12 protein-coding genes and 1 pseudogene are annotated in these 13,062 nt (G+C 76.0%); 11 read left to right on the forward strand and 2 right to left on the reverse strand.

Annotation, left to right across the window (positions count from 1 at the left end):
- The 8 genes from AB0E96_RS29855 to AB0E96_RS29890 all read left to right on the forward strand — a co-directional run.
- Positions 1 to 2,624 (forward strand): DEAD/DEAH box helicase (locus AB0E96_RS29855; protein WP_359828875.1); only part of this gene is annotated, 2,624 nt, incomplete at its 5' end.
- Positions 2,621 to 2,821 (forward strand): hypothetical protein, encoded by a 201-nt coding sequence (locus tag AB0E96_RS29860; RefSeq protein WP_359828876.1) that lies wholly within the window; start codon positions 2,621 to 2,623, stop codon positions 2,819 to 2,821. The genes AB0E96_RS29855 and AB0E96_RS29860, both read left to right, overlap by 4 nt.
- 32 nt (positions 2,822 to 2,853) lie before the next feature.
- Positions 2,854 to 3,792, forward strand: coding sequence for an RNA polymerase sigma-70 factor (locus AB0E96_RS29865; RefSeq protein WP_359828878.1), 939 nt, complete (start codon positions 2,854 to 2,856; stop codon positions 3,790 to 3,792).
- A 34-nt stretch (positions 3,793 to 3,826) separates the two neighbouring features.
- Positions 3,827 to 4,924 carry a MerR family transcriptional regulator gene (locus AB0E96_RS29870; RefSeq protein WP_359828880.1) on the forward strand — a complete coding sequence of 366 codons (1,098 nt, stop codon included), beginning with the start codon at positions 3,827 to 3,829 and terminating at the stop codon, positions 4,922 to 4,924.
- Between the two features lie 37 nt (positions 4,925 to 4,961).
- Entirely contained in the window at positions 4,962 to 5,765 is an 804-nt protein-coding gene (locus AB0E96_RS29875) for an alpha/beta fold hydrolase (RefSeq protein ID WP_359828882.1), read from the forward strand.
- 83 nt (positions 5,766 to 5,848) lie between these two features.
- A complete protein-coding gene (locus AB0E96_RS29880; protein WP_359828884.1) occupies positions 5,849 to 6,292 on the forward strand; it encodes a helix-turn-helix transcriptional regulator in 444 nt (147 codons plus the stop codon).
- A gap of 2 nt (positions 6,293 to 6,294) precedes the next feature.
- Entirely contained in the window at positions 6,295 to 6,855 is a 561-nt protein-coding gene (locus AB0E96_RS29885; RefSeq protein WP_359828886.1) for a hypothetical protein, read from the forward strand.
- 117 nt (positions 6,856 to 6,972) lie between these two features.
- On the forward strand, positions 6,973 to 7,326 hold the full coding sequence (locus AB0E96_RS29890) for a DUF2516 family protein (protein WP_359828888.1): 354 nt from the start codon (positions 6,973 to 6,975) through the stop codon (positions 7,324 to 7,326).
- 119 nt (positions 7,327 to 7,445) lie between these two features.
- On the opposite strand, the gene AB0E96_RS29895 is transcribed toward AB0E96_RS29890, so the two are convergent.
- Complete coding sequence (locus AB0E96_RS29895; RefSeq protein ID WP_359828890.1) at positions 7,446 to 8,951, reverse strand: SpoIIE family protein phosphatase; 1,506 nt, start codon at positions 8,949 to 8,951, stop codon at positions 7,446 to 7,448.
- 235 nt (positions 8,952 to 9,186) lie between these two features.
- On the opposite strand from AB0E96_RS29895, the gene AB0E96_RS29900 reads away from it, so the two are divergent.
- Positions 9,187 to 9,750 carry an O-acetyl-ADP-ribose deacetylase gene (locus AB0E96_RS29900; protein ID WP_359828892.1) on the forward strand — a complete coding sequence of 188 codons (564 nt, stop codon included), beginning with the start codon at positions 9,187 to 9,189 and terminating at the stop codon, positions 9,748 to 9,750.
- A gap of 199 nt (positions 9,751 to 9,949) precedes the next feature.
- On the opposite strand, the gene AB0E96_RS29905 is transcribed toward AB0E96_RS29900, so the two are convergent.
- Positions 9,950 to 10,783 (reverse strand): class I SAM-dependent methyltransferase, encoded by an 834-nt coding sequence (locus tag AB0E96_RS29905; RefSeq protein WP_359828894.1) that lies wholly within the window; start codon positions 10,781 to 10,783, stop codon positions 9,950 to 9,952.
- Positions 10,784 to 10,997: 214 nt separating this feature from the next.
- Between AB0E96_RS29905 and mshA the strand changes: the two genes are divergently transcribed.
- The gene (mshA, locus tag AB0E96_RS29910; protein ID WP_359828896.1) at positions 10,998 to 12,371 is read left to right on the forward strand and encodes a D-inositol-3-phosphate glycosyltransferase; all 1,374 of its coding nucleotides are present in this window, start codon (positions 10,998 to 11,000) and stop codon (positions 12,369 to 12,371) included.
- Positions 12,372 to 12,466: 95 nt separating this feature from the next.
- Positions 12,467 to 12,958: pseudogene (locus AB0E96_RS29915) on the forward strand (YbjN domain-containing protein); the annotation flags it as partial.
- Between the last annotated feature and the right edge of the window lie 104 nt (positions 12,959 to 13,062).

A 13,062-nucleotide genomic window follows, 5' to 3' on the forward strand; every position in this document is an offset into this window, starting at 1 on the left:
GCCCACCCGTCCTGCTGGGGGAGTGGCCGCACGGGCCGGGCAGCGGCGAGGCGCTGCTCGACGCCGCCCTGGGCGCGCTGGTGGACGCCGAGGCCCGCGCCGCGCTGGCGGACGCGCCCTTCCCGCCGCCCGGCGGGACCGGGGCCGGAACCGCCGCGGAACACTGGCTGCACGCCCTCGCCGCCCCCGACGGCGGGATCGACGGCGTCCGGCCCGGGGAACTCGCCGAACTGCGCCGCCGGCTCGGCGCCTGGTACGCCGCCGCCGAGCCCGTCGACCCGGCGCTGCGGCTCTGCTTCCGCCTGGTCGAGCCGCTCGGCCCCGATCCGGACGATCCCGAGGGCCGCCCCTCCGACGACGCCTGGCGGCTGGAGTTCCTCCTCCAGGCCGTGGACGAGCCCTCCCTGCTGGTCCGCGCCGCCGACCTGCACGAGGGCGGCGCCGCCCACGCCGCGCTCGCCCGCTGGGCCGACGACCCGGCCGACGTCCTGGTCGCCGAACTCGCCCGAGCCGCCCACCGCTGGCCCGCCCTGGACGGGCTGCGCCACCGCTCCCGCCCGTCCGCCCTGCCGCTGGACCGGGCCGGCGCGCTGGACTTCCTGCGCACCGCCGCGCCCGCCCTCGCCGAGGGCGGCTTCGGGGTGCTGCTGCCCGCCTGGTGGCGCCGCCGCCCCCGGCTCGGGCTCGCCCTGCGCGCCACCGCGCCGCCCGCTCCCGGCACGCTCGCCGTCACCAGCCAGGTGGACCGGGACGCCGTGGTCGCCTTCCACTGGCAGGCCGCGCTCGGCCCGGAGGGCGAGCCGCTCACCGAGCGGGAACTGGCCGAACTCGCCGCCGCCAAGCAGGGGCTGGTCCGGGTGCGCGGCACCTGGCTGGAAGCGGACCCGGCGCAGATCGCCGCCGCCCTCGCCTTCCTCGCCGACCGGCGCGACGGCGTGCTCGCCGCCTCCGAGCTGCTCCGGCTCGCCCTCGACCCGGAGCCGAAGGCCGCCGGGCTGCCGGTCACCGGCATCAGCGTGGACGGCCCACTCGGCGAACTGCTCGCCGGGCGGGCCGGCGCCGCCCCGGCACCGCAGCTGCCGCCGGACTTCCGGGCCGTGCTGCGCCCCTACCAGGAGCGCGGGCTGGCCTGGCTGCGGACCATGTCCGGGCTCGGCCTCGGCGCCGTGCTGGCCGACGACATGGGCCTCGGCAAGACCGTCCAGACGCTCGCCCTGCTCGCCGCCGAGAAGGCCGAAGCCGCAGGGGCGGCCGGGAGCGCCGGGAAGGCCGGGAGTGCCGGGGGCACCGGGAGTGCCGGGAAGGCCGCCGAAGCGTCCGCCGGCGCCACCGGTCCGACCCTGCTGGTCTGCCCGATGTCCCTGGTCGGCAACTGGCAGCGCGAGGCCGAGCGCTTCGCCCCCGGCCTGCGGCGGTACGTCCACCACGGCTCCGGCCGCCTCGGCCCGGACCGACTCGCCGAGGCCGTACGGGGCGTGGACCTGGTCATCACCACCTACGGGCTGGTCCAGCGCGACCTCGCCGCCCTGCGCGCGATCCGCTGGCGCCGGGTCGTCGCCGACGAGGCGCAGTACGTCAAGAACACCGGCACCGCGCAGTCCCGGGCGATCCGCGCGCTGCCCGTCACCCGGCACCGGATCGCCCTCACCGGCACCCCGGTGGAGAACCGGCTCGCCGAACTGCACGCCGTCCTGGACTTCGCGAACCCCGGCCTGCTCGGCCCGGCCGAGCGTTTCAAGGAGCGCTACGCGATCCCGGTCGAGCTGCACCGCAGCCCCGAGCGCACCGCCGAACTCCGGCGCCGCACCGCCCCGTTCGTGCTCCGCCGGGTCAAGTCCGACCCGGCGGTGGCGGCCGAACTGCCCGCCAAGCAGGAGATGACGGTGTGGTGCAACCTCACCGCCGAGCAGGCCGGGCTCTACCAGGCCGTGGTCGCCGACCTGCTGCGGCGGGTCGAGGGCATCCGGGGCGTGGAGCGGCGCGGCACGGTGCTGGCGGCGATCGGCAAGCTCAAGCAGGTCTGCAACCACCCGGCCCAACTCCTGCACGACGGCTCGGCGGTGGGCGGGCGCTCGGGCAAGGTCGCCCGGCTGGCCGAACTGCTGGAGGAGGCGCTGGCCGAGGGCGACCGGACGCTGGTCTTCACCCAGTACGCCGAGTTCGGCGCGATGCTCCGCCCGTACCTGGAGCGCCGGCTCGGCGAGGAGGTGCTTTACCTGCACGGCGGCCTGCCCCGGGCCCGCCGCGAGGAGCTGGTCGAGCGGTTCCAGTCCCCGGACGGGCCACGGGTGTTCCTGCTCTCGCTGCGGGCCGGCGGCACCGGCCTCAACCTGACCGCCGCCAACCAGGTGATCCACCTGGACCGTTGGTGGAACCCGGCGGTCGAGGAGCAGGCCACCGACCGCGCCTTCCGGATCGGCCAGCGTCGGGACGTCCAGGTCCGCCGGCTCGTCTGTGTCGGCACCGTCGAGGAGCGGATCGACGAACTCCTCGCCGCCAAACGGACGTTGGCCGAGACAGTGGTGGGCGAGGGGGAGCGCTGGCTCACCGACCTGCCGGTGGACGCGCTGCGCGAACTGGTCGCCCTCGCGCGGGAGGACGCCGTGGCCGAGGAGGACGCGTGACCGACGAACCGAGACCGCCCGTGGTCAACGTCGCCGCCTACTGGCGCGGTGACTTCACCCTGCGCCCCGCCCCCGCGCGGGAGGAGGACGGGCCGGACGAGTCCTCGCTGCGCCGCCTCGGCCGCTCCGGCATCACCGTGCACGGCCGTGACCTCGCCGTCCTGCTCGCCCCCGCCTACGAGGCCTTCCGGAGCTGAGCCCGGCGGCTACCTGCGGTAGCGTCGCGAGGGTGACCGACACCCACGACGCGCCGCCGGCCGACCCCCGGCTGGCCGCCTTCGAGCAGCACCGGCGGATGGTCTTCGGCATCGCCTACCGGATGCTCGGCAGCGTCGCCGACGCCGAGGACCTGGTCCAGGACACCTGGCTGCGCTGGAGCGGCGTCACCGGCCCGGTCGCGAGCCCCGGCGGCTTCCTGGCCCGGACGGTCACCAACCTCGCCCTCAACAGGCTGAACTCGGCCGCCGTCCGCCGCGAGTCCTACGTCGGCCCCTGGCTCCCCGAGCCGCTGGTCACCGAACCGGACGCGACGGACGGCGTCGAACGGGCCGAGACCGTCTCGATCGCCCTGATGGTGGTGATGGAGAGCCTGTCCCCGCTGGAGCGCGCGGTGTTCGTGCTCAAGGAGGCCTTCGGCTTCACCTATCAGGAGATCGCCGAGGCCCTGGACCGCACCGAGGCCGCCTGCCGGCAGGTCGGCAGCCGGGCCCGGGCGCACGTGCGCGCCCGCCGCCCGCGCTACGACGCCCCGCCCGAGCTGCGCCGCCGGGCCACCGACGAGTTCCTGGCGGCCTGCGTCGGCGGCGACCTCAACCGGATGCTGGAACTGCTCGCCCCCGACGTCACCGGCTGGACGGACGGCGGCGGGGTGATCCGCGCCGCGCGGCGGCCGGTCACCGGCGCCGAGAACGTCGCCCGCTTCGTCCTCGGGGTGTTCCGCCGACTCGGCGAGTCGGCCGCCTCCCGTCCGGTCCTGGTCAACGGCGAGCCGGGTGTGCTGGTCACCGTGAACGGCGCGGTCGACTCCGTCGCGGTCTTCGAGTTCGCCGAGCAACCCGACGGCACCGTGCGGATCTGCGGGATCCGCGCCGTCCGCAACCCGCACAAGCTGGCCCACCTGGCCGGCCCGGCCCCCGACGGCGCCGCCGGCCGGCCCGACCGGGCTTGACCCTCGACCAGGTCGAGCCCGCAGAGTCACCGGCATGGAGAGCGAGCTGCACAGCATCGGCGAACTGGCCCGCGCCAGCGGTCTGGGCGTCGGCACCCTGCGCTACTACGACGGCGCCCAGGTGCTCACCCCCGCCTGGGTCGATCCGCAGACCGGGTACCGCTGGTACCGGCCCGGCCAGCTCGCCGACGCCCGGCTGCTGGCTCGGCTGCGCCGGGTCGGTCTGCCGCTGGCCGGCATCCGCGCCGTGCTCGGCGCCGCCCCCGGCGGCGGCGAGGCCCGGAGGGTCCTCGACGCGCACCTGCGCCGCTTGGAGGACGGCCTCGCCGACGCCCGCCGTGAGCTCTCCCTCATCCACTCGATGCTCGACCAGAGGGAGCAACCGATGACCACCACCCCCGCCGGAATCCGGCTCACCGTCCCGGCCGGCGGCCTCGCGGCCGCCCTGGACGCGGTCCGCTTCGCGGTCGGCGCCGACCCGGAGCTGCCCACGCTCGCCGGCGTGCTCTTCGAACCCGACGGACCGGTGCTGCGCCTGGTCGCCACCGACCGCTACCGGATGGCCCTCGCCGAGGTGCCCGCCACCGGTGACGTGCCCGCGCGGCCGGTGGCCGGCACGCTCGTCCCGACCGCGCTGGTGGACGCCCTGCGGGCGCTGCTCGGCACGGGGGCGGCCGAGGTGGCGCTCACCCTCGGCGGCGGAACCGTCCGGGCCGAGGCCGGGGAGCACCGGATCGAGGGCACCGTGCCGGACGCCGACTTCCCCGACCACCGGGCCGTCACCCGACTGGCACCGGAGCACCGGATCACCCTGGCCGCCGCCGAGCTGCGCGCCGCCGTCGAGACCGGCGCCACCCGCACCCTGCCCTCCGGCCCGCACGGTGCCGAGTGCGAGGTCACCGTCCTGACCCTGACCGGGGACGGCCGCCTGGCGGTCGCCGAGGAGTCGGACCCCGAGGGCTACCGACTGGCCGTCAACCGGGACTTCCTGCTCGACGCCCTGGACGCCGGGCGGCCCGGGCAGCTGCTCCTCGAACTCGGCGGCCCGATCGCCCCGTTGGCCGTCCGCACGCCCGGCCTGCCGGGCACCTTCTCCGTCCTGATGCCGATCAGGCTTCCCGAGTCCGCCTGACCGGGGGCCGGTGCGCGGGCTCTGGCAGGATCACCGCATGAGCCCGTACACCGATCCCCCCGCCGCCGGGGTCCGCGTCCGCGCCCCCGGCGGCGGCCTGCTCTGGGCGGAGCGTCGCGGCGCCGGCAGCCCGGTGGTGCTGCTGCACGGCTCCGGCATGGACTCCCGGCTGTGGGACGCCGTCGTCCCGGCGCTCTCCCGGCACCACGACGTGATCCGCTACGACGCCCGCGGCCTCGGCCGGTCCAGCGCGCCCGAGCGGACCTTCGACGACATCGAGGACCTGGGCGCCGTCCTGGACCACTTCGGCCTGCGCAGCGCCGCGCTGGTCGGTCTGAGCATGGGCGGGGAGACCGCGCTGGACTTCGCCCTCGCCCACCCGGGCCGGGTCGCCGCGCTCGGCCTGGTCGGCGCCTCGGTCTCCGGCCACGACTGGCCGCCGTCGCCGGAGACCGCCGCCTACGCCGAGGCCCGGCGGCGCGGGGACGCGGCGGCGCTGGCCGGTCTCGAACTCTCCGTCTGGGCCGCGATGGGCCGCGGTGCCCCGGGCGGCGAGCTGATCGCGGCGATGGTCGAGGAGAACGCGGCCCGCCGGATCGTCAGCGAGCACCACCTCGCGGGCGCTCCGGCCCGGGCGGCCGAGCCGGTCCTCGGCGCCGTGGCGGCGCCGACCCTGGTCGTCCACGGTGACCGCGACCACCCGGAGATCGCGGCGATCGCCCGTCGGCTCGCCGCCGACATCCCCGGGGCCCGCGGCCACCTCGTCCCGGACGCCGACCACTACCTGCCGCTGCGCACCCCCGAACGGCTCACCGAGCTCCTGCTGGCCCATCTGGCCTGACCCCGGGCCCCGCCCGGCCCTCCGTGTTTGCTGCCGCTAGCACCCTGCTTGCATTTGCAAGCAGGGTGTTGCAGGCTGTCCGCATGGCCTCACTGAACGTCGGCTCGCTGGGCGAGTACATCCGCGAACAGCGCCGCAACGCCCAGTACTCGCTGCGGCAGCTGGCGGAGGCCGCCGGCGTGTCCAACCCGTACCTCAGCCAGATCGAGCGCGGGCTGCGCAAGCCGAGCGCGGAGATCCTCCAGCAGATCGCCAAGGCGCTGCGGATCTCGGCGGAGACGCTGTACGTCCAGGCCGGGATCCTGGAGGAGCGGCGGGGAGAGGGCCTGGAGCTGCGGGCCTCGATCCTGGCCGATCCGCTGATCAACGAGCAGCAGAAGCAGGCGCTGCTCGCGGTCTACGACGCCTTCCTCAAGGAGAACGCCGCGTCGAAGGACGCGGCCGTGTCGAAGGCGAGCGGCGAGTCGGCCCCCGCTCCGGCGGCCGACGGCCCAGCCACCCAGAACATCCACCGGGAGGACCGGTAACCATGCCCATCACCGACGAGATCAAGAAGACCCTCAGCGACCCGACCCCGCTGTACGCCCTGGCCGGCGCCGGGGACCTCGCGTACCAGAAGCTGCGCGAGGTGCCGGGCCGGGTCGAGGCACTGGCGGCGGACCGCAAGGGCGCGCAGGAGATGGCCGCCTCCAAGCTCCAGGAGGCGCAGACGCTGCTGACCGGGGCCCAGGCCAAGGTCGCCGAGACCGTCACCACCCTGCCGACGGACCTCAAGGCTTTGCAGGAGCGGGCCCAGGGCTTCGCCCTGCTGCAGGTGGCCCGCGCGGTCGAGCTGGCGGTGAAGGCCAAGGAGACGTACGACGAACTGGCCGAGCGCGGCAAGGTCGTGGTGGACAAGGCCCGCCAGGGCGGGCCGGAAGAGGCCGGGCCGGCCGCCGAGCTGACGGTCGAGCCAGCCGTCGAGCCGACCTCGGAGCCGGCCGCAGAGCCGGTCGGGGCCGAGGACGGGCCGGTGACCGAGGAGGCCGTCGAGCCCGCCCCGAAGAAGTCCGCCAGGGCCCGCAAGGACGCGGCCGACGCCGCGGAGTGACCTGGTGCCCCGCGGGGCACGACCGGTGACCGTGGGACGTTGACCCCGGTGCGGACGGTCGCCGTGCCAGGATGGGCGGCGGTCGCATCGCCGGAGTCGAGAGCAGAGGAGATCGAAATGGTCGGAGTGTTGCAGATTCTGGCCTTTTCCTACCTGAATCCGATCTGGTGGGCGACCATCGCGATCCTCGCCTACAAGCTGTTCGCCCTCGCCGACGCGGTCACCCGCCGCGAGGACGCCTACCGGGCGGCCGACAAGAAGACCAAGGGCTTCTGGGTGGCGATCCTGGCGATCTCCTTCGGCTGGGACTTCCTGTTCGGGGTGAACTTCTTCACCGGCATCGGCACCCTGGCCGGTCTGGTCGCCTCGATCGTCTACGTGGTGGACGTCCGCCCGGCGATCCGGGCGCTGACCGGAGGCGGTGGCGGCCGGGGCGGCCGGAGCAACACCGGGCCGTACGGCCCCTGGTAGGACCGGCAGCGGACAGTCCGACGGCCCGGGCGGGTGAACTCCCCGCCCGGGCCGTCGTGTTGTCCGTTCCGCCGTCGCGACGCCCGTCGCCGCGCTCCGGCCGTACGGCCGTGCGGCCGTCAGCCGAGGATCAGCTGCACCGGGTTGCGCTCCAGCAGCAGCACCGCGACGTCGTCCGTCAGCGCCCCGCCGTTCAGCTCCTCGACCTCGGCGATGGCGCTGTCGACCAGCCGCCCCCTGGTCAGCCCGGCCGCCTGGTGGTCGCCGACCAGGTCGGCGAGCCCGTCCTGGCCCAAGCGGCGCGATCCGGCCCCGACCCGGCCCTCGATCAGCCCGTCGGTGTAGAGCAACAGCCGCCAGCCCGCCTGGAGTTCGATCTCGTGGGCGGGCCAGGCGGCCTGCCCGTCGTGGCAGGGCAGCAGGCCGAGCGCGGGCCCGGCGAGGTCGGCGGGCAGGGTGATCGGCTCGTGGTCCCGGCCGAGCAGCAGCGGCGCCGGGTGCCCGGCGAGGTAGAGCCGGGCCCGCTCGCCGGTGCCGAGCGCGTCGAGGCCGCTCCTGCCGCTGCCGGGTTCGATGACCAGCATGCAGAGCGTCGCGAAGATCTCGTCGCTGCGCCGCTCGTGCTCCAGCACGTGCTGGAGGGTGGTGAGCAGGGCCTCGCCGGTGAGGCCGGCGAAAACCAGGGTGCGCCACGCTATGCGGAGCGCGACGCCGAGCGCGGCCTCGTCCGGGCCGTGGCCGCAGACGTCGCCGATCACGACGTGGACGGCGCCGTCGTCGGTGCGCACGGCGTCGTAGAAGTCGCCGCCGAGCAGCGCGCGGCGGCGGCCCGGCCGGTAGCGCCGGGTGAAGGAGAGCCCGGCGCCGTCGAGCAGCGGGGTGGGCAGCAGGTGGCGCTGGAGGCGGGCGTTCTCCTGGCCGCGCAACTCGGCCTCGACCAGGCGGCGCTGGGACTCGTCGGCGCGCTTGCGCTCGACGGCGTAGCGCAGGGCGCGGGCGAGCAGCGGGCCGTCGGTCTCGTGCTTGAGCAGGAAGTCCTGGGCGCCCGCGGCGACGGCGGCCGCGCCGAGTTCGGCACCGGCGGCGTCGGTGAGCACCACGACCGGGGTGTGCGGGGCGCGGCGGAGCAGCTCGTGCAGGCCCTCCAGCCCGTCGGAGGAGTCGGAGGAGTCGGAGGGGTGCGGCAGGTCGGCGGGCGCGGCGAGGTCGAGCAGCACGCAGCCGAACTCGGGGGTGCGGGAGCGCCCGCGCCGGGCCCAGGGGGCGGGCGGGGCGAGCAGTTCGGTGGCCTGGTCCAGGCCGCGGGCCCAGTGGATCTCGATCGAGGTGCCGCTGTCGGCCACCGCGGCCTTGATCAGCTGGACGTCCGAGGCGTCGTCCTCGATGACCAGCAGCCGCAGCGGCGCGTCGTCGGCCGGGCCGTCCGCGCCCGGCAGGCCGCCGGGGTCGGAGATGTGGGACGGGTGGGAGGCGTGCGCGGCCCGGGAGCGGGGGTGCGGTATCGGCGGGGCCGCCGTGGCCGGTCCGGTCGTGGCGCGGCTGCGGGCATGGCCGACGGGGGCGCCGTCATGGGCGCCCGGCAGGTCCGCGGCACCAGGTGCCCGCCCGTCTCCCGTTGCGGGCATCGGTGGTTCCTCCCTTTCCCCGACTGCGTAACGGTCGGCGTCCGTCCGCAGTGCCCGCCTGGCACCGCGCGTCGGGGAACTTCTCGCGACCATAACGTGATCTCCGGGGATTTCTCTGGCCGACCGGCGCCGTTGTGGTTATTGCCACGCCGGTGGCGGTGTGGTGACTGGACTCGGACGACGACCCGGTTCCCGGCCCGGTGGCTGCCGGGCGGCCCGGGGGAGGGAGTGGGACATGGTGCCGCGGATCACCCTGGTGGAGGGTGACATCACGGAGCAGCCGGTGGACGCGGTGGTGAACGCCGCCAACTCGTCCCTGCTGGGCGGTGGCGGGGTGGACGGTGCGATCCACCGCAGGGGCGGGCCGCAGATCCTGGAGGAGTGCCGCCGGCTGCGGGCCTCGCACTGGGGCAAGGGGCTGCCCACCGGTCGGGCGGTGGCGACGGCGGCCGGACGGCTGCCGGCCCGGTGGGTGGTGCACACCGTCGGGCCGGTGTACCGGGCGGAGGAGTACGAGGAGCGGGCGGAGCTGCTGGCCTCCTGCTATCGCGAGTCGCTGCGCACCGCGGCGGCGCTCGGCGCGCGCACGGTGGCCTTCCCGGCCGTGTCGGCCGGGATCTACGGCTGGCCGCCGGCGGACGCAGCCCGGATCGCGCTCGGCACCGTCGCGGAGGTGCTGGACGGCGGGGACGCGGAGGCGGGGGCGGAGCTGGCGGAGGTGCGGTTCGTGCTGTTCGGGTCGGAGATGTACGAGGTGTTCGAGCGGGCCCGGCGGGAGCTGTCCGGGCGGGACGGCTGACGGCGGGGGTGGGGCGCGGTGGGCGTGGTGCCGGCCGGGCGGCGTGTGGTGCCGTCGCTCGGCCGGGTCCATCGTGGCGTGCCGAGGCGTCAACACGCCAGAGTTATTCGATAACTCGTTCGAGTGAATGCGTCGGATCGCTCACCAGCTCCGGCGTGCACCAACCATCCGCGCGCTCCCCGGCCGGGCCGTACGACCGCTACGGCGCGAGCGCCGACCAGGGCACCGTGACCTCGCCCTGCCGCCACCGCCCGCGCGCGTCCACCAGCGGCCAACTGCCCGCCAGCGCCGTGCAGGCCGCCACCCAGCGCTGCCGCGCCCCGAACGCCCCGTACGGCGCGGCGGCCGCCCAGGCCCGGTCGAAGTCGGCCAGGAAGGCGTGCACCGGCCGCCCCGGCACGTTGTGGTGGATCAGCGCCTTCGGCAGCCGCTCGGCCAGGTCGGAGGGCTGGCCGAGGCCGCCCAGCCGGGCCGCGAAGGTCACCGTCCGGGGCCCCTCCGGGCCGAGCGCGACCCAGACGTGCCGCCGACCGATCTCGTCGCAGGTGCCCTCGACCAGCAGCCCGTCCGGGGCGAGCCGCGCGCACAGCCGCTCCCACACCCCGGCGACCGCCGACTCGTCGTACTGCCGCAGCACGTTGGCGGCCCGGATCAGCTGGGCCGGGGCGCCGCCGTCCAGCGGCACCTCGAAGCCCCCGCGCCGGAACGTGAGCAGCGGCGGCTCGGCGTACGGCAGCGCGGCGGCGACCCGCTCCGGTTCGATCTCGATCCCGACCACCCGGACGTCCGGCCGCACGGTGCGCAGCCGCCCGGCCAGCTCGACGGCGGTCCACGGGGCGGCGCCGTAGCCGAGGTCCACCGCGACCGGCGGGCGCCCGGCGGCGCGCAGCGAGCGGCCGAGGGCGTGGGCGATCCAGCGGTCCATCCGGCGCAGCCGGTTGGTGTTGGTGGTGCCCCGGGTGACCGTCCCCACCGGGCGTCCGGTCCGTCCGCGGGCGGGCGCGGCGGAAGCGGGATCGAAGGAGGCAGCCATGCCCAGAAGGGTAGTCGGGCCGCCGACGGCACCGTGCTGACCTGCGGCGACGGCACCCGCCCCGGTCGGTTGGCGGCGGCGGGAATGCCGGACGCGGTCCGTGCGGTTGGCACTCTGATGGTGATGTGTGCCCGGGACGGGGCAGCGCACACCGGACAACGGGCGGCCCGGCGCGGGCGGCCTTGACGGGCCGCACAGAGGAGGCTTCAGCCAGGTGATCCAGCACCCCGTCCGTTCGGTACGCCGTGCCCAGCCCGCCGCACCCGCGCGGGGCCGGCTCCAGTCGCTCGTCCCCGGCCGCCGTCGCCCGCGCCGGATAGCCATGCTGAGCGTCCACACCTCGCCGCTGCACCAGCCCGGCACGGGGGACGCCGGCGGGATGAACGTCTACATCGTCGAGCTGGCCAAGCGCCTCGCCGACCTCAACATCGAGGTCGAGGTGTTCACCCGGTCGATCTGCTCGGACGACGCGCCGACGGTCGAGCTGGCCCCGGGCGTGCTGGTCCGCCACGTCACCGCCGGCCCGTACGAGGGCCTGGTCAAGGAGGACCTGCCGGCCCAGCTGTGCGCCTTCACCCACGGGGTGCTGCGCACCGAGGCGGGCCACCGCCCCGGCCACTACGACCTGGTGCACTCGCACTACTGGCTCTCCGGGCAGGTCGGCTGGCTGGCCGCGCAGCGCTGGGGGGTGCCGCTGGTGCACACCATGCACACCATGGCGAAGGTCAAGAACGCCGCGCTGGCCGAGGGCGACACGCCCGAGCCCGCGGCCCGGGTGATCGGCGAGACCCAGGTGGTGGAGGCGGCCGACCGGCTGATCGCCAACACCACCGAGGAGGCCGCCGAACTGGCGCTGCACTACTCCGCCCGGCCGGACCAGCTGGCCGTCGTCCACCCCGGGGTCAACCTGGACGTCTTCCGCCCCGCCGGTCCCGGGGCGCCCGCCGCCGCGCGGGCCCGGCTGGGCCTGCCGCAGGACGCGGCGGTGCTGCTGTTCGCCGGCCGGATCCAGCCGCTGAAGGCCCCGGACGTGCTGCTGCGGGCGGTCGCCGCGCTGCTGGGCCGCCGCCCGGAGCTGCGCGAGCGCCTGGTGGTGCCGGTGGTGGGCGGGCCGTCCGGCACCGGGCTGGCCCGGCCGGAGAGCCTGCACAAGCTCGCCGCCCAGCTGGGCATCGGCGACGTGGTGCGGTTCCACCCGCCGGTCGGCCAGCCGCAGCTCGCCGACTGGTACCGGGCGGCGACGGCGCTGGTGATGCCCTCGTACAGCGAGTCCTTCGGGCTGGTCGCGCTGGAGGCGCAGGCCAGCGGCACCCCGGTGGTGGCGGCCGCGGTCGGCGGCCTGCCGGTCGCGGTGCGGGACGGCGAGACCGGCACCCTGGTGCAGGGCCACGACCCGCTGGACTGGTCGCACGCGCTGGAGCCGTACGTCACCGACCCGGGCCTGGTCGCCCGGCGCGGCGAGGCGGCGGCCCGGCACGCGGCCCGCTTCGGCTGGGACACCGCCGCGGCGACCACCGCGGAGGTGTACGCGGGCAGCATGGCCCGCCCGGCCGGCCGGCTGGCGGCGGCCCGTCGCCGACTGGCCTGAGCGGACGCCGGCCGGAGTCCACGCACGCCCCGGGCCGCCCGCCTCGGCCGCTCCGGGGCTGCGCCCGCCCGGTACCGGCGAGTAACGTCACCCCCATGGCAATCCGCACCAAGGACGAGGCCCTGACCCTCCTGCGCGCCGCCCTGGACGACACCGGGGTGGCCTGGGAGCCGGCCGCCACCGACCCGTACACGCTGGTGGCGGCCCTCCCGGGCACCCGGAAGCTGAGCACCACCTGCGCCCTGCGGGTCGGTGACCACACCCTGTCGGTGAACGCCTTCGTGATCCGCCGCCCCGACGAGAACCACGAGGCCGTCTACCGCTGGCTGCTGGAGCGCAACACCCGGATGTACGGCGTCGGGTACGCGGTCGACGCGCTCGGCGACGTCTACCTGGCCGGCCGGCTGCCGCTGGAGGCGCTCACCCCGCAGGTCGTGGACCGGCTGCTCGGGACGGTGCTGGAGAACGCGGACGAGCCGTTCAACACCCTGCTGGAGCTCGGCTTCGCCACCGCGATCCGGCGCGAGTGGGAGTGGCGGACCAAGCGCGGGGAGTCCACCCGCAACCTGGCCGCCTTCGCCCACCTGGCCGCCCCGCCGCGACTACGAAACCCGAACCGACACCTCGGAAGCGATGATTCGGTGGTCGATGAGCATGGTCATGAGCCGCCGGCTCGCCCGGCGACCGCACT

It is taken from the genome of Kitasatospora sp. NPDC036755, assembly GCF_040636595.1.
Classification (GTDB): domain Bacteria; phylum Actinomycetota; class Actinomycetes; order Streptomycetales; family Streptomycetaceae; genus Kitasatospora.